Annotated in this window: 12 protein-coding genes; 8 read left to right on the top strand and 4 right to left on the bottom strand. The window is 60.1% G+C overall.

Annotated features, from left to right (window positions below; translation table 11 throughout):
- Nucleotide 1 precedes the first annotated feature (1 nt).
- Both choW and choV read left to right on the top strand, forming a co-directional pair.
- The gene (gene choW, locus T8A63_RS11160; protein ID WP_067626912.1) at nt 2-835 is read left to right on the top strand and encodes a choline ABC transporter permease subunit; all 834 of its coding nucleotides are present in this window, start codon (nt 2-4) and stop codon (nt 833-835) included.
- Nucleotides 832-1,851, top strand: a complete 1,020-nt coding sequence (gene choV, locus T8A63_RS11155; RefSeq protein WP_322343836.1) for a choline ABC transporter ATP-binding protein — start codon at nt 832-834, stop codon at nt 1,849-1,851. The genes choW and choV overlap by 4 nt, the downstream gene beginning before the upstream one ends.
- A gap of 74 nt (nt 1,852-1,925) precedes the next feature.
- Here choV and cueR read toward each other — a convergent pair whose 3' ends face one another.
- Entirely contained in the window at nt 1,926-2,321 is a 396-nt protein-coding gene (gene cueR / locus T8A63_RS11150; RefSeq protein ID WP_067626909.1) for a Cu(I)-responsive transcriptional regulator, read from the bottom strand.
- A gap of 9 nt (nt 2,322-2,330) precedes the next feature.
- On the bottom strand, nt 2,331-4,838 hold the full coding sequence (locus T8A63_RS11145) for a heavy metal translocating P-type ATPase (RefSeq protein ID WP_322343835.1): 2,508 nt from the start codon (nt 4,836-4,838) through the stop codon (nt 2,331-2,333).
- Nucleotides 4,839-5,167: 329 nt separating this feature from the next.
- Between T8A63_RS11145 and T8A63_RS11140 the strand changes: the two genes are divergently transcribed.
- Nucleotides 5,168-10,387: a GEVED domain-containing protein gene (locus T8A63_RS11140; RefSeq protein ID WP_322343834.1), complete on the top strand. Its 5,220-nt coding sequence runs from the start codon at nt 5,168-5,170 to the stop codon at nt 10,385-10,387.
- A gap of 133 nt (nt 10,388-10,520) precedes the next feature.
- Here T8A63_RS11140 and egtB read toward each other — a convergent pair whose 3' ends face one another.
- Nucleotides 10,521-11,783, bottom strand: a complete 1,263-nt coding sequence (egtB, locus tag T8A63_RS11135; protein ID WP_322343833.1) for an ergothioneine biosynthesis protein EgtB — start codon at nt 11,781-11,783, stop codon at nt 10,521-10,523.
- Between the two features lie 222 nt (nt 11,784-12,005).
- Between egtB and purU the strand changes: the two genes are divergently transcribed.
- The 5 genes from purU (at nt 12,006) to T8A63_RS11110 (ending at nt 15,039) form a co-directional block, all read left to right on the top strand.
- A complete protein-coding gene (gene purU / locus T8A63_RS11130; protein WP_322343832.1) occupies nt 12,006-12,890 on the top strand; it encodes a formyltetrahydrofolate deformylase in 885 nt (294 codons plus the stop codon).
- A 314-nt stretch (nt 12,891-13,204) separates the two neighbouring features.
- Nucleotides 13,205-13,447, top strand: a complete 243-nt coding sequence (locus tag T8A63_RS11125) for a hypothetical protein (protein ID WP_322343831.1) — start codon at nt 13,205-13,207, stop codon at nt 13,445-13,447.
- Nucleotides 13,448-13,463: 16 nt separating this feature from the next.
- Nucleotides 13,464-13,838 carry a hypothetical protein gene (locus tag T8A63_RS11120; RefSeq protein ID WP_322343830.1) on the top strand — a complete coding sequence of 125 codons (375 nt, stop codon included), beginning with the start codon at nt 13,464-13,466 and terminating at the stop codon, nt 13,836-13,838.
- 26 nt (nt 13,839-13,864) lie between these two features.
- Complete coding sequence (locus T8A63_RS11115; RefSeq protein ID WP_322343829.1) at nt 13,865-14,749, top strand: phosphohydrolase; 885 nt, start codon at nt 13,865-13,867, stop codon at nt 14,747-14,749.
- A 20-nt stretch (nt 14,750-14,769) separates the two neighbouring features.
- Complete coding sequence (locus tag T8A63_RS11110; protein ID WP_322343828.1) at nt 14,770-15,039, top strand: hypothetical protein; 270 nt, start codon at nt 14,770-14,772, stop codon at nt 15,037-15,039.
- Nucleotides 15,040-15,241: 202 nt separating this feature from the next.
- Here the strand turns inward: T8A63_RS11110 and T8A63_RS11105 are convergent, their stop codons facing one another.
- The gene (locus T8A63_RS11105; RefSeq protein WP_322343827.1) at nt 15,242-16,030 is read right to left on the bottom strand and encodes a hypothetical protein; all 789 of its coding nucleotides are present in this window, start codon (nt 16,028-16,030) and stop codon (nt 15,242-15,244) included.
- Nucleotides 16,031-16,395 lie beyond the last annotated feature (365 nt).

Below are 16,395 nucleotides of genomic sequence, written 5' to 3'. Positions count from 1 at the left end.
CATGGACTGGCTGACAGAAAACAAGATCCCCGTGGCCGATGTGGCCGAAGACGCGCTGGATTGGCTGCAAACGAACGGAGCGTGGTTCTTTGACGGGCTGTCGGACCTGATGGAACGGCTGATCGACGCGATCCTCTGGGTGCTGCAAACCCCGCACCCGCTGATCCTCATCGCCGTGTTTGCCGCGATCACATGGGGCATTCAACGCAATTGGAAAACCGTGGCCTTTGTGGTGCTGGGCTTCCTTTTCATCCTCAACCAAGACTACTGGGAAGAGACGATGGAGAGCCTGACGCTGGTGCTTTCGGCCTGTGTGGTCTGTATGGGCGTCGGCGTGCCGATTGGCATCGCCGTGGCGCATCGGCCCCGGCTCTATGCATGGGTGGCCCCGGTCTTGGACCTGATGCAGACGCTGCCGACTTTCGTCTATCTGATCCCCGCGATTGTGTTCTTCGGTATCGGCATGGTGCCGGGGCTGATCGCCACGGTGATCTTCGTGTTGCCCGCGCCGATCCGGTTGACGCAACTGGGCATCTCCTCAACCCCTAAGGCGCTATTGGAAGCGGCTCAGGCCTTTGGCGCTAAGCCACGTCAGACGCTGTGGAAGATCGAACTGCCCTATGCTTTGCCGCAGATCATGACGGGGCTGAACCAGACGATCATGCTGTCGCTGTCGATGGTGGTGATTGCAGCACTTGTGGGCGCAGATGGCTTGGGTGTGCCGGTGGTGCGTGCCTTGAACCAAGTGAACACAGGCTTGGGATTTGAATCCGGGTTGGTGATCGTCGTCGTGGCGATCATGCTCGACCGTATCCTGCGGGTGGGACGGAAATGAGTAAAGCAGTAGAATTCGACAACGTATCCATCGTCTTTGGCGACAAGCCGGAGAAGGCGCTGCCGCTGATGGACGAAGGCCAAAGCCGTGCCGAGATTGAAGCGGCGACCGGGCAGGTGCTGGGCGTGCATGATTGCTCGCTCACCGTTGAGAATGGCGAGATCCTTGTGCTGATGGGGCTTTCGGGCTCGGGCAAATCGACGCTTTTGCGCGCGGTGAATGGGCTCAACCCGATGGTGCGCGGCACGGTGCATGTGCATGACGTAAACTGGTCTTGTGACATCCACGCCAGCAATGCCGCAGAGCTGCGACGCGTGCGCCGTGAATGTGTGTCGATGGTGTTTCAGCAGTTCGGCCTGCTGCCATGGCGCACGGTGCGCGACAATGTGGCGCTTGGGTTGGAACTGTCGAATGTCCCCAAGGCCGAGCGGCTGGAACGGGCAGAGCGGCAGTTGAAACTAGTGAGCCTCAGCGATTGGGCCGACCGCAAGGTGGGCGAGCTTTCGGGCGGGATGCAGCAGCGTGTGGGGCTTGCCCGCGCCTTTGCCACCGAAGCGCCGATTTTGCTGATGGATGAGCCATTCTCTGCGCTCGACCCGCTGATACGCACGCGGCTGCAGGACGAACTGCTGGACCTGCAGCGCGAATTGAACCGCACGATCATCTTCGTGAGCCATGACCTTGACGAAGCCTTCAAGCTGGGCGGGCGCATCGCCATCATGGAAGGCGGGCGGATTGTCCAGATCGGCACGCCGCGCGAGATTTTCTCGAACCCTGCATCGGACTATGTGGCGGAGTTCGTGGCCAATATGAACCCGCTGGAGGTTCTGACCGCGCGCGACGTGATGGGCGTGGTTGACGGCGCTCCGACGCAGGGCGAAACCACGGCAGAGACCCCGGTGCGTGCGTTGATGGAGCGGCTGCGCGGGGCGGATGCGGCGATTGCGGTGATGGAAGAGGGCACGCAGATCGGGACAGTCACGGCGCATAGCATCGTGGACCGGCTCAAGGCCTAGGCCGAGGTCTGACAAAACGCAAAAGGCGCCGCCCGGCTTGGCTGGGCGGCGCCTTTTGCTATTGAAAGCGGTGGTTATGTGGCCGCTGCGGTGCCCAAGGTCTTTAGGATCGGACAGTCGGGTCGATCATCCCCGGCGCAGTCGCGGACCAGCGTGCTCAGCGTGTCGCGCATTTCTTGCAGGCCGCTGATCTTGGCTTCGATCTGCGCCAGATGCTCTTTGGCGATGGCCCGCACGTCGGCACTGGCACGTTTTTTGTCCTCCCAAAGAGCCAGCAGGTTGCGGCAATCCTCAATGCTGAAACCCAAGGTTCTGGCGCGGCACAGAAAGGCGAGCTTGTGCATCTCGCTTTCGCGAAAGGCGCGGTAGCCGTTGGCGTCCCGCAGCGGTTTGACCAATCCGATATCTTCGTAATAGCGGATGGTTTTCGGCGGCAGGCCTGTGTGTTGTGAGACTTCTCCAATGTTCATGATGCGCTCCTATTCTGCGGCCACGGGGGCGGTGGCCCGGGGGCCGTGTGAGGGGGTGGCGTTTTCGGCCAAGGGGGCGGCAATCCAGCGCAGGCGCAGCGCGTTGCTGAGGACGAATACGCTCGACAATGCCATCGCTCCGGCGGCCAGAGCAGGCGACAGAAGCCAGCCGGTCAGCGGATAGAACGCACCCGCGGCGACCGGGATCAGCAGCACGTTGTAGCCAAAGGCCCAAAAGAGGTTCTGCCGGATATTCGCCATGCTGCGCTGGCTCACGTCGATGGCGTTGACCACGCCGCGCAGGTCCCCGGACATCAGCACCACGTCTGCGGCTTCGATCGCCACATCGGTGCCGGTGCCGATGGCGAGCCCCACATCGGCCTGCGCAAGAGCAGGGGCGTCATTGATGCCGTCGCCCACGAAAGCGACGCGGTTGTCGCCTTCCCTGAGCTCGTCGATGGCGGCCACTTTGCCGTCTGGCAGCACTTCGGCGATGACCCAATCGATGCCCAGTTGCGCCGCGATGGCGTCTGCCGTAACCCGGTTGTCGCCGGTGATCATCGCCACGTCGAGATTGAGGTCATGCAGCCGCGCGATGGCCTCGGGCGTGCCGGGTTTGATCGGGTCGGCCACGGCGATCACCGCCGCCAGCTGACCGTCTAGCGCGGCGTAGAGCGGGGTTTTCCCGGCCTTTGCCAATTCCGCCGCGATCTTCCCGGTGTCGCCCAAATCGATCCCGTCGCGGGTCATAAGGCGGTCCGCACCCAATGTGACCCGGCGGCCCATGACCGTCGCGCTGACGCCAAAACCGGTGTGGGATTGGAAATCGCTGACCTCGCCCGGTATTGGTCCCGCAGCTTCTGCACGCCGCAGGATGGCTTGGGCGATGGGATGTTCCGAGCGCGCCTCGACCGCGCCGATCAGGGGCAGCAACTCATCCTCGGGCAGGTCATTCATCATCACAAGATCGGTAAGTTCGGGCTTGCCCTTGGTCAGCGTGCCGGTCTTGTCCAGCGCCACGGTCTTGACGCCTTGCAGGCTTTGCAAAGCATCGCCCCGCCGGAAGAGCACGCCCAGTTGCGCCGCGCGCCCGGTGCCGACCATGATCGAGGTCGGTGTGGCCAGACCCATGGCGCAGGGGCAGGCGATGATCAGTACCGCTACCGCCGCCACCAAAGCGTGGCTAAGCGATGGGCCGAAGGCGAGCCAGACCCCAAAGGTCACCAGCGCCACGGCGATCACCACCGGGACGAACCACAGGGTGATGCGGTTGACCAAGTCCTGAATGGGCAGCTTTGCGCCTTGGGCCTCTTCGACCATGCGGATGATCTGCGCCAATACAGTGTCACCGCCCACTTTGGTGGCGCGGTAGGTCAGGCTGCCGGTGCCGTTGACCGTGCCGCCGACAACCTCCGTTCCTTTGGCCTTTTCCACCGGCACAGGCTCGCCGGTGATCATGCTTTCGTCGACATAGGATTGCCCGTCGACGACGACGCCATCGGTGGCGATCTTCTCGCCCGGGCGGAGGTAGATGATATCGCCCGCGACGATCTTGTCCAACGGCAACTCAACGAGCGTGCCATCCCGCTCCACCCTTGCGCTGCTGGCGCGCAGGCCCATAAGCTTGGCAATCGCGGCCCCGGTTTGCCCCTTGGCGCGTGCCTCAAGGTAGCGGCCCAGCAAGATCAGCGTCACGATCACGGCGGCTGCTTCGAAATAGACCACGCGGCTGCCCTCGGGCAGGGCCCCCGGCGCAAAGAGCGCGGTGACCGAAAAGAGCCATGCCGCCCCCGATCCAAGCGCCACGAGAGAGTTCATATCCGGCGCGCCTTTCGCCAAAGCGCCAAGCCCCTTGCTATAGAAATGCCGCCCCGGCCACGCCAGCACGAGGGTGGTGAGGATGAACTGAATGAACCAGCTTGTCTCCCTCCCGATGGTGGCCGCGATCCAATGGTGGAATGCAGGGATCAGGTGGCCGCCCATCTCCAGCACGAAGACTGGAAGGGTGAGCGCCGCCGCCAACAGGGTCATCCGTTTGAGATGGGAGACTTCCGCTTCTTTGCGCGCTGTCGCATCAGGGCTGCCTGCCGCGGAGGCATCGACACTCGCCGGATAGCCAGCCTGCGCCGCCGCATCGCGCAGGGCAGGCAACAGATCGGCATCCTCCAAGCTCTCGACCGTCGCCTCTTCGCTGGCAAGGTTCACCGAGGCCGAGATCACCCCCGGCACCGCAAGCAGCGCCCGTTCCACACGGCCCACGCAGGAGGCGCAGCTCATGTTGGACAGTCGCAATCTGTGGGTGGTCTTGCGCGCCGGATAGCCCGCCTGCGTCAAGGCAACGTCGAGTTTTGCCGCGTCAAAACCCGGTTCTGTCGTCACCCGCACGTTCTCCGCGGCAAGGTTCACCCGCGCATCGTGCAGACCCTCCAGCGCGTTCAGCGCTTTTTCCACACGTCCCACGCAGGACGCGCAACTCATGTTTTGCACGCCAAAAGTGAGTGTATCTGCTTTGCGCATTTCATGTCCTTTATCCGTCATATGCCGAATATGGGGCTTCCAGTTGCTGGAGGGTCAAGGGGGCATTTAGAAAAAATGAGTAGGGGGCCGAGGGGGAGGCGAATCACGGTTAACAGCAGGCCGAAGCGCGGCACGGGCTGGGCCATTTTCGGGAGCGGCAAAGGCGTAGCGGTATATGCGAAGGTCGTATCGGCGCCTAGTCTTCTGCCACCTGTCTGACCGGAAGCATATCTTAATACCTTTCTGCGTAAGTCCTCCCAACCCGCTTCGTCGCTAAGCTGTTTTAAAGGTTCATTGCTAGGCTGCTTTAAAAGATTGTGAGCAAAGATATGCATTTTTATTTTCATTTTCTCGGCTTGTTCGTGGCGCAGGGTTTGCGCTCTCTCTCCGCTTGGGGCGGGTGGGAGACAGGGCTGCGGGTGATCTCGAAGGCGCTCTTTTCCCTGCTTCCGTTCGCCTTGCTGACCAAGGTCGCCGTGGCCCAGCAGTTGATCCTAAATCCTGTCGCCGCCCCCACTGTGGTCGGGGCGGGCATTGGTGAGCGGGCCTTGTGGCGCAACGCGGGCACGGTTGGCGGGGTGACGGTCGATATTGTTGGTGAGATGATCTTTACGGGTCGGGATCATGTTTTCGCCACTGGCAATGGACAGATCCAGATCACCTCGACCGGGCAAGATCCGCATTTCATGGATTTCTTCATCTATGAGGCAGGCACCCATAACATCTCGACCAACACGGGCGGCGTGCCGGTGGTGGCGGATGTCTTTTTTCAGATCAATGACATTGATGGGCCGCTGAATGAGCAGGTCTATGTAAATATTTGCGACGGGACGGTCGAATATGTTCGGATTGACCGCAGTGCGACCACCTATCGCGGCTATATCGAAGGGCCGGATGCGAACCTCGGGACAGAGGTCTTCTATCTCGCCGGGGACCGCAATTATAGCAACCAGCCGGTATCGGGTTTGGAAATCTTCTACCCGCAGACCTCGACCTTTCGCTTTGGCCGGACCGCCAACAACGGCTTCCTCGTCCGGCTTGCTAATCCAACCTATGACGAAGCGCAGACCTATGACCTGAAATGTGGTGACTTCAAAGCACCGGTTCTGCAGGACGACGTGAAAGAGCAGGTGCTGAGCGAGCCTGTGGTGGTGAACATCCTGTTCAATGACAGCGTCGCGACCGAAAATAACAATGCGCCGGCCAATAATTCCGGGCAGCCCAGCGAATATTCCAAACAGGCCATCGATCTGATCCCGCCCGCCGGGGCGCAGAACATCGTGACCGATTCCGAAGGCCATCGGGTGGGTTTCGATGTGTTGGGAGAGGGCACGTGGAGCTATGATGATCTGACCGGAGAGTTGACCTTTACCCCCTTCGTGGCCTTTTTTGCCGCGCCGACGCCGATTGGCTACCGCTATCAATCGCCCATCATCCTGCCCAATGAGCCGCGGGCCTATTCGGCCCCGGCGCAGGTCTCGATCGATGTGGGCTCTGTCGGTCTGCTGAAACTTGCGCAATTGGTCGATGCCAACCTGAACGGCTATGCCGACCCTGGAGAGACGATCGCCTATGTCTTTACCGCTGAGAACTTTGGCAATGTCGATCTGACCAATGTGCAGCTTGCCGAAACGCAGTTCAGCGGCAAAGGCGTGCCGCCCGTGATCACCTTTCAAACCGCGACATCGCTGTCGCCCGAAGGCACGCTCTTGGTTGGCGAAAAGGCCGTTTATACGGCGACCTACACATTGGTGCCCGAAGATTTGGACACCACGATCAGCAACCAAGCGGAGGTCACCGCCGAGACGCCGGGCGGGACGGTTGTCTCGGACCTGTCGGATTCCGAAAATCCCGGCGACGGGGATGGTGTCGCGTCCAACGGGCCAGGCGAGGGGCGCGATGACCCCACGACGATCTACGCAGGCTCCGGCCCCGACCGGGGCGATGCGCCGGTCACCTATGGCGATCCGCAGCACGCGGATACCGCGCAATACTGGATCGGCGCGCTCAACGGTGATGGCGACGGGTCGGCACAGCATTCCGTCGATGGCACGGGCGATGACCTCGACGGCAAGGATGACGAGGACGAAGAGAGCTTTCCCCAGCTCTACGGCGATCTGACCCGCACCGTAACCGTGGTGGTGAACGAGCCCACGCCCGGCACCGGATATTTGCAGGCCTTTGTCGATTTCGGCGGCGATGGCCTCTTTCTTGGCGATCAGGTCGCGACCGATATCCAAGACGGCGGGGCGCAGGATCTCGATGGGCTGGTGAATGGTGAAATTTCATTCCCCGTCAGCGTGCCGGTCACGGCGGTGCTGACCCCGACTTTCGTCCGACTGCGCTGGTCCTCAACGCCTGGGCTGGACGCGATCACCCCCGCCCCCGATGGAGAAGTCGAAGACTATGGCATCACCATCAGAACACCGCCCGACGCCGACCGCGGCGATGCCCCTGCCAGCTATGGCGATCCGCAGCATATCATCGAAGGCCCCGGCGCGCCGGAGGTCTATCTGGGCAGCACAGCGCCCGATATCGATCTTTTGGCGCAGAACTCCATCGGGGCCACGGGCGACGATACCGATGGGTCGGATGACGAAGACGGGGTGACCTTGCCACAGTTCTATCGCGGCGGGTTGGCCGAGATCTCAGTGGCGGTCAGCGATCTGGCCGGAGCGCCGGGATCTTCTTATCTTCAAGCCTTCATCGATTTTGATGGCGACGGCACCTTTAACCAAGCCGGAGAGCAGGTCGCGCTGAACCTGCAAGACGGCGGTCTGCTGGATAAGGATGGTCTGACCAATGGGACAATCCTTTTCGAGGTGGCGGTGCCCGCAGGGGCGACCACATTGCCCACCTACGCCCGTTTTCGCTGGTCGACGGACAGCACCGGCCTTGCCACTGCTTTCGAAGGGGAGGTGGAAGACTACACGCTGACCATCTCCAGCGATCCGCCACCGCTGGTCTGCGATGCCTCGCTCTATGCCATCGTCGACAGACCTTCTACACTGGTGCGTATGACCTTCCGCGATAGCGGCGGCAGCTACGCCACGACGGTTGAGGCTTCTGGCAGCACCGGGCAGAACCGCGATGGCGCTTGGGGCTACAACGCGCTGGATGGCTATATCTATGGCGTGGATCAGAACACCCGCAGGCTCTACCGGATTGATGGGGCTGGCGACATCACGGATTTCGGCAACATCCCCGGCGCGGACGATGCGCTGAACGCCGGGGATATTCTACCCAATGGGCGGCTGATCTACGAAGTTGATCCAAACACATGGCAGATCGTTGATCTGACCAACCCTGCCGCACCGATTGTATTGGGTGACATCGCACTTACCATCGGCGTCAATCCGGAAGACCTCGCCTTTAATCCCGTCGACGGCATCATGTATGGGATCGACAGGAACTCGGGCTTTTTGTTCCGCGCGGCGATCAACAACGGCACACCGGGGAGCGTGACACCGCAGGCGATTGGCCCTGCCGTCTATGCGGGCGAGTTCGATGCGCTGTGGTTTGACCGTGATGGCAGGCTCTATGGCTATTCCAACACCACCAACAATCTTTTCGTGATTTCGACGGCGACGGGTGTGCCGCAACTGGTTTCCGGCATTCCCTTTGACGAAGGCGGGCGCAGCGATGGCGTCTCCTGTCGGGGGCCAGCACCGATCCCGCTGGGGGGCATTTCGGGCAACCTCTATGAGGACGCGGACGCATCGGACGTGAAGGACAATGGGGAGACCAATTTCGGGGCGGGCGTGGGCATCTCGGTCTTTGCCGACAATGGCACCCCGTCCAATACCGCCGATGATATTTTTCTTGTCACGACGGATACATTGGCCGATGGCACCTATGCGGTGGGGGACTTGATGGTGAACACGACCTACCGCGTCGCGCTGGATGAGGCGGACCCTGATCTGCCCTCGGGGCTGACCATCGGCACCTCCAACCCGCTGATTGGCGTCCCGGTTTCCGGCAATAGCGTGACCAGTGACCAAGACTTCGGGTTCGATCCGGCGGGAAGTGACCTTGAACTCAGCAAAATCGCCGCCGCGACCGGGACGACGACGCCGATCACAAATGTCTCGGAAGGGGACACAATCGATTGGATCATCACGATCACCAATGTCAGCGGCGGCTCGCCCTCGGGCGTCAAGGTGATCGATCAAATACCAAGCGGTTTTGCCTATGTCTCGGACGATGCGCCCGCGACCGGGGATACCTATGACCCCGATACCGGATTGTGGTTCGTGGATGAACTGCTCAGCGGGGCGAGCGAGACCCTGACGATCACCACCACGGTGCTCGGCAGCGGTGATTTCACCAATCAGGCCGAGATCATCTATAGCTCGCTGCCCGATCCCGACAGCGACCCCAATACGGGGCCGTTGACCGATGACCTGTTCGACCAACTGCCCGATGACGACGAAGCGTCCTATTCCGTGAACCTTGTGACAGGTGAGCGGATCCTGACGGGCCGTGTCTTCATCGACAATGGGGCGGGCGGCGGCACCGCGCATGACGCGCTGCGCAATGGCAGCGAAGAAGGGGCGTCTTCGGCGGTGTTGGAGATCCTCGACAGTGGCGGCGCGGTGCTGGCCACCCCCGGGCTGGCGACGGATGGCACGTGGAGCTATGGGCTCTCCGGCGCCTATAGCGGTCCGATCACAATCCGTGCGATCCCGGCCAATAACTACCGCGCGATTTCCGAAGCCGCGGCAGGTCTGCCCGACCTAGTGAACGCCAACCCCCATGACGGTGAATTTACCTTCACCCCTGAGGCTTTCGGCAATCGCATGGGACTGGATATCGGCCTGTTGCAACTGCCCAGCCTGACCAACGACCAAACCACGACGGTCGCTCAGGGGCAGGTCGCGACCCTGCCGCATATCTATACCGCAACCTCCGAAGGGCAGGTGACCTTCTCCTACGCCGGTGCCACCTCGACCCCAACCGGCGCGTTCAGCGCGGCACTTTTCCAAGACATCGGCTGTGACGACAGTGTCGATGGGCCGATCACCGGTCCCATCGCGGTCACGACGGGGCAAACCGTCTGTATCGTCTCGCGGGTTTCTGCCGGGTCTGGCGCTGGGCAGGGCAGTACCTATGTCTATCAGGTGCTGGCGGCCACGGCCTTTGCGCGCACCACGGTGACCAGTTCGGCCAGCAACACCGACGAAGTCTCGGTCGGGGGGCAATCGACCCAGATCGAGCTGCGCAAAACGGTGGAGAATGAGACTCAAGGCACCGGTGAAGGGACCATCAACCTTGGCGGTGTGAATGATATCCTGCTTTACCGAATATACCTGCGCAACAATGCGACCACCCAGGCATCGAACGTCAAGATTTACGACATGACCCCACCCTATACGGAGCTGTCGGAATCCATCGTCGATCCGCAACAGGTCTCACCCAACCTCAGTTGTGATTTGGTGCGGCCAGCAAGCAACCTGGCAGGCTATGCCGGGGCGATCGAGTGGAACTGCACCGGGCAGATGTTGCCGGGTGAGACCGGGGCAGTGCAGTTCAGGGTTGGCATTCAATAGGCCGCGGGCCCAGCGGCAAGGCTCATGCCGGGGCGCCGCGATGCCCCGGCGTTTCGGCCTTTTCCGCTCGGCCTTTTCCGCCCGGTCTTTCCCGCCGGGGCTTTTCCCGCCGGGGCCTTACTCCGCTCAGGCCTTAATCCGCGTCGCGCGCCAACCGCAGACCCATCATCTGCCAGCGTTGATGCGGATAGAAAAACGTCCGGTAGCTCGGGCGCAACTGTTGCTTTGGCGTGGCGCACGATCCGCCGCGCAAAACGCGCTGGTTGACCATGAACTTGCCATTGTATTCGCCCAAAGCACCCTCAGGCGGGCGGAAACCGGGGTAGGGTGCAAAGTCAGAGGCGGTCCACTCCCAGACATCGCCCCAAATGCCCTTGCCGGGCAGGGGGCGTAGGGCACCGATCGCATCGGCATCGCCCATCAGGTTGCCGTTGATCGGCACATCGCGAAAGGCAACTTCATGCTCGGCTTCGGTGGGCAAACGGCCCCCGGCCCAACGGGCAAAGGCTTCGGCCTCATAATAGCTGACGTGGACCACCGGCGCATCAAGCGCGACAGGCTGCGGCCCGCGCAGGGAAAAGGTCCACCATGTGCCATCCTGCTGCCACCAGTAGAGCGGATGCGCCCATGCTTCGCGCTGCGCTACGGCATGGCCTTCCATCAGCCATAGCCGCGCGTCGCTGTACCCGCCGTCCTCCATGAAAGCGATCCATTCGCGGTTGGTCACCGGACGGTCGGCAATCTCAAAGGGGTCGAGCCAGACCCTGTGGCGCGGCCCTTCGCAATCATAGGCAAAGCCGCCCCCCTCATGGCCAATCTCAACAAGACCGCCCCTGTGGCGGCTGAAGTTGAGTGGCATTTCGTCGGTGACCGCCAGCGGCTCGGGGTCTTTGTAGGTGGGCAGCAAAGGGTTAAAACTCAGCCCGTGGAGCAGGTCGGTGATCAACAGCTCTTGATGCTGCATCTCATGGTGGCAGCCCAGTTCAACCAGTTGAGCGATCTCATCGGCATCGTCGCGGCTGGCGTTCATCAGATCGTTCAGGCTGTTCTCCACATGATCGCGATAGGCCCCCACCGCAGCGCCATCGGGGCGCGAGACCAATCCGCGTTTGTCACGCGCATGACGCGGTCCAGCCTGCACATAGTAGGAGTTGAACAGCACCGCGAAACGGTCATCGGGCGAGCGATAGTCAGCGACCCGGGGTTTGATGATGAACTCCTCAAAGAACCACGTCGTATGGGCCAGATGCCATTTCACCGGAGAGGCATCCTCCATGCTTTGCAGCATCATGTCTTCGGGACAAAGCGGCGCTGCCAAAGCCTGCGTCCGGCTGCGGGTGGTGGCGAAAAGGCTCAAGGCCTCATCAGGGGACATCGGCTGGGGTTTGGCGTTCATTTCGGGCGCTCCTTTGGTGGTCCGCAGACAGGGTCCACTATGGGCAAATTTAAGGCCGCCGCGTAGATTTCAAGCGATAACAGATGCTCACCATTTGGTATGGGCCGCTTTGGCGGCGCCGTGAGCCCGCTATCGCTTGCCTTCCCGCGTGGAGCCTGCAATCCGTTGCGTAAGCAAAACAGGCCCCCTGCCGCCACGTACAACCGCCCAAAGGACCACCCCATGACCCAGTTCTGCCTGACCGTGACTTGCCCCTCGAAACGGGGGATCGTCGCCGCCATCGCCAATTACATCGCCGAAACCGGGTGCAATATCACCGACAGCGCGCAGTTCGACGACACGGAGAACGGCCAGTTTTTCATGCGCATCAGCGCAGAGGCGGAAACCGGGGCCACGCTTGAGAGCCTGCGCGACGGGTTTGATGCGGTCGCAGAACCCTTTGGCATGACCTATGATTTCCATGACCAAGACACCACGATGAAGGTCGTGGTCATGGTCTCTCGCTTTGGCCATTGTCTGAACGATCTGCTCTACCGGGTGCGGATCGGAGCCCTCCCGATTGAGATCGTCGCCGTGATTTCGAACCACATGGACTATCAAAAGGTGGTGGCGAACCATGACATTCCGTTTCATTGCATCAAGGTAACCAAGAATAACAAGCCGCAGGCAGAGGCGCGGATCATGGAGGTGGTAGAGGATACCGGCGCGGAACTGGTCGTGCTGGCGCGCTACATGCAGATCCTCTCGGATGCCATGTGTCAGAAAATGTCGGGTCGGATCATCAACATCCACCACTCTTTCCTGCCGTCTTTCAAGGGGGCGAACCCCTATAAACAGGCCTATGAGCGGGGCGTGAAATTGATCGGTGCCACGTCGCATTACGTCACCGCCGATTTGGACGAAGGACCGATTATCGAACAGGACACCGTGCGGGTCACCCATGCGCAAAGCGCCTCTGACTATGTGTCGCTGGGCCGTGACGTTGAGGCCAGCGTCCTGGCGCGGGCGATCCACGCCCATGCCCATCAACGGGTCTTTCTGAACGGGAATAAAACCGTGGTCTTTCCGGCATCGCCGGGCAGCTATAGTTCCAAGCTGATGGGGTAAGCGCCACGGCCCCGCGTTCGCCGAAACTGGTGTGATCGCGGGGCCTTGGGGGCGAGCAATGCGCACAGGCATCCGTAAACCGCGGGCGGCAGGTATCGGATCAGCGTGAGGATAAGTGTTTCATCTGGCGGGAAAAGTGGTGCCCCCACACGGTCAACAATTAGCGCCGTTTTTCTCTTATTTTTATAGGGCATGTGGACCACGCGCGAAGCCTGTCGGGCCTTATATATTTCAATCACTTACAATGAGGGTGGACCACGAAAAATCAGGACTCCCCACAGGAAAATACACGCTTTTCGGCCGCAGGAGACCCCATGAATAATGCTCAAAAAGACACCTATCGCGCGCTCGCCGCGGCCAAAGAGATTTGCGATGGACGCCACCCGATGGAGGACCGGGCAACCATCCTGATCACTCTCGATCATGTGATCGCCACGGTCCCAATTGCCGCGATGGGAAATGACCCGAAGAAGGCGATCGCCATGCTCAATGAGGGGGTCATCCCCAGCGTAGAAGAACGGATCATGCTTTTTGCGAACAAGCGCCAACCGAAATAATTCAAGGGAGACCTAAATGACCAAACAGTCACGCCTGCCAATCAAAGCAGCAAAAGACATCGCAGTTACTCATGGGTGGGATCAGGTGATCGTCATCGCAAGGAAGGTGGGAGATGATGGATATGAACATGTGATCACCTATGGAAGGGACGCGGCTCATTGTGAGGCGGCGGCGCGCGCCGGGAATGCAGTCAAGCATCACCTGATAAAATGGCCATGCGCTTTATTCGACAGTGCAATTCGGGTGCTCGGGGTGGGGCGCGATGCCGATAATCGGAAAGCCTTGCGGGTCACTTTGAAACAAGAGCCGTCAGAGCACGACATCAGAATGGTTCAAGACATGCTGCGAGCACCCACGCACTCGCCCGCCGCTGTCGAAAACGGCGCGTAATCCAACTACATCTGGGAGGGATTGAGATGACCCGAACTATCTGTATCTACCACGCAAACTGCGCCGACGGGTTCACCGCCGCATGGGCGGTACGTGAGGCCCTTGGCGAAACGGTGGAGTATATCCCCGCTGGATATGGCGATGAGCCGCCAGGCGTGACAGGCGCTGACGTCATAATCGTCGACTTTAGCTATAAGCGCCCTGTCCTTGAGCGCATGGCCCACACAGCTCGTTCAATTATCGTTCTCGACCACCACAAGACTGCGAGGGATGACCTGATCAACCTGCCGCGCCCAGCCGGGGGATGGGACGCACATCGGGCGGCTGCCGGAAACCCCGCCGCGCTCTTCGATATGGATCGGAGCGGTGCGCAGATGGCGTGGGACTACTTCCACCAGGGCGCGCGCCCCTTCCTGGTCGATGTCGTGGCCGACCGCGATCTGTGGCGCTGGAGCATAGACCAGTCGCGAGAGATAAACGCGGTCATCGGATCGCACGAGATGACATGGGATACATGGCACGATCTAGCGGCGCGGCTCCAGGCAGACGCCGACATCGGCCGCGTTGCTGCTGAGGGCGGGGCCATTCTGCGCGCGCACGACAAACTGGTGCGTCAGGTAATCGATGTCTCGAAACGCCGTATGGTGATCGGCGGCCATGAGGTTCCTGTCGCCGCCGCGCCATACGCTCTCGCATCGGACACGGCCGGCACAATGGCCGAGGGTGAGCCCTTCGCTGCGACTTATGTCGACGGGCCGAAGGGCCGGGCGTTCTCACTTCGATCGCGCGGCGACGGCCTAGACGTTTCGCAGATCGCCGCAGCCTATGGCGGGGGCGGCCACCGCCGCGCGGCTGGCTTCCTGATGCCACATGGATGGGAAGGTGATGGTCTGCCAAGCCATCGCGCTTAAGTACACGAAAGGAGGCGGTAATGAGCGAAGTATTAAATTGCGATGCAGGCGGATGCGGTCATGTTGAACATGTCGGTACGATCACACCGGAGCATGTCGGCGCAGCCTGCCCTAAATGTGGGGCAAACCTCTTGACCCAGAAAGATTGGGAAGCGTGGAGGCCAATTCAGGCGCTTCTGAATATGGCGCGCAGCCAGGCTCAAGGCTCGACCGATGATCGAGCTGAGGTGCGCGTTAGCCTGCACGGCGATAGGACATCAATTGAGATCACCAACCGTAAACCCGACTAGCTGCCGGAGGAAATCAGTATGGTTCTTGCTTTCGAGAGCGACGTGCCCCAGGACACGGTTCTGGGCCGACTTGTTGGATGTCGACGGAAATACTGTGGGTGAAATCCAGCTCAGCCGAGGCAGCTGGAATTCATTGAAAAACCACTGGATGCGCTGCAAAATGCAGCACCTCTAGCAGCCGAAAGAAGTGGAGATGGCTCTATCAGCCCGCATTTACCCCTATCGCCCGGAAGCAAAGAAGAGGGGTGACAGCGTAGAAATCATCTGGACACCCCGTTTCCTGTTTAATTTCATTCATTCCCTCAAGCATGGTGGGGATGCGGTGCCCGTCGGGGAAGCTATTAGCTTTTGAGTTGGAGGGCTTGGTTTCGGGCATTTTCGAAATCACCCCTAAGATACTCCATTTCCCAGAAATATGGTGGCCGTGTGTCAGGATGCTAGAAGCGCCCAGCTGCCAATACTCTCTCTTGAAGGGAGACCAGGTCTTTTTCCCAGCCCCAAATAGGAGTGCGACTGGATCGTCGAAGAGCTTGCTTGCCACTGCGCCAAATCCTTGCTCGCCCTCGCCTTCGAATTGGTGCCAGCTTTCGGAAATCAAGCCCAAATCCAATATATGCAAGTTGCCTCGCATCAGTGCAATTGACCCAAATGTTGCCTTACTGGCATCTCGGAAGATCATTCCTCTATGATCAAGTAGGGAGAGTAGCGTCTGCGGAGCAATATCAGATGCGTCAAAGCTCTTATTAACTGAGGCCGCATAGCCAGCTTGGCCTTGTAAGGCTGCTCCTAGCGAGCCCTTTTTAACAAGAGGTATCCCCGCTTCGCCTGCGGTTTCCACGTCTAGTGAGACAGCTTTGTCGCGAGTTGAAGAAGTCTCTAACGCCGTCATGACCCCGTTCGGATCCATTTGAGCGATCAGACTGGCAACGCGTCGCCAGTCGACATAGATAAATTCATAAACGGAAAGGTTTTTTTCCTCGGAATGCGCCATCTGAATGATCTCTTTTTACTGATTCTTCCAACGTATCGTCCTGAAAAATAGCATCAAAAAACTTGTTCGCCGCGTCGCAGGCGTCGTCCGACCGGGTGCGGTCGTTAGCTTCATGATTGTTTCGATCATTCTTACACATAGGAAATATATAACATGATTGCGTAGTTTTTCAATTTTCCAACGCTCGCCGGTGGAGCCTTCATCATTGGCGGTGATTCTGCAAACCAGACATAGTCCATACTAGGTGAGCACCAAGGCGCCTATTGGCCGCTCAAGCTTCACACTCACGCTCGAAGGTCAGGTTGGTCTTATAATCCCGCCTCAGATTCCACGGCGCATTTTTCGCCCGCCAATCGATCTCCTCG

Source organism: Sulfitobacter sp. OXR-159, assembly GCF_034377145.1.
GTDB lineage: Bacteria > Pseudomonadota > Alphaproteobacteria > Rhodobacterales > Rhodobacteraceae > Sulfitobacter.
The sequence above is the reverse complement of the archived record's forward strand: the minus strand, read 5'-3'. Positions and strand labels throughout refer to the sequence as shown.

Coding starts and splice junctions, on each gene's coding strand:
- choV (WP_322343836.1), top strand. CDS start 832: ATGAGTAAAGCAGTAGAATTCGACAACGTATCCATCGTCTTTGGCGAC.
- T8A63_RS11140 (WP_322343834.1), top strand. CDS start 5,168: ATGCATTTTTATTTTCATTTTCTCGGCTTGTTCGTGGCGCAGGGTTTG.
- choW (WP_067626912.1), top strand. CDS start 2: ATGGACTGGCTGACAGAAAACAAGATCCCCGTGGCCGATGTGGCCGAA.
- T8A63_RS11110 (WP_322343828.1), top strand. CDS start 14,770: ATGAGCGAAGTATTAAATTGCGATGCAGGCGGATGCGGTCATGTTGAA.
- T8A63_RS11120 (WP_322343830.1), top strand. CDS start 13,464: ATGACCAAACAGTCACGCCTGCCAATCAAAGCAGCAAAAGACATCGCA.
- T8A63_RS11145 (WP_322343835.1), bottom strand. CDS start 4,838: ATGCGCAAAGCAGATACACTCACTTTTGGCGTGCAAAACATGAGTTGC.
- cueR (WP_067626909.1), bottom strand. CDS start 2,321: ATGAACATTGGAGAAGTCTCACAACACACAGGCCTGCCGCCGAAAACC.
- T8A63_RS11115 (WP_322343829.1), top strand. CDS start 13,865: ATGACCCGAACTATCTGTATCTACCACGCAAACTGCGCCGACGGGTTC.
- egtB (WP_322343833.1), bottom strand. CDS start 11,783: ATGAACGCCAAACCCCAGCCGATGTCCCCTGATGAGGCCTTGAGCCTT.
- T8A63_RS11105 (WP_322343827.1), bottom strand. CDS start 16,030: ATGGCGCATTCCGAGGAAAAAAACCTTTCCGTTTATGAATTTATCTAT.
- purU (WP_322343832.1), top strand. CDS start 12,006: ATGACCCAGTTCTGCCTGACCGTGACTTGCCCCTCGAAACGGGGGATC.
- T8A63_RS11125 (WP_322343831.1), top strand. CDS start 13,205: ATGAATAATGCTCAAAAAGACACCTATCGCGCGCTCGCCGCGGCCAAA.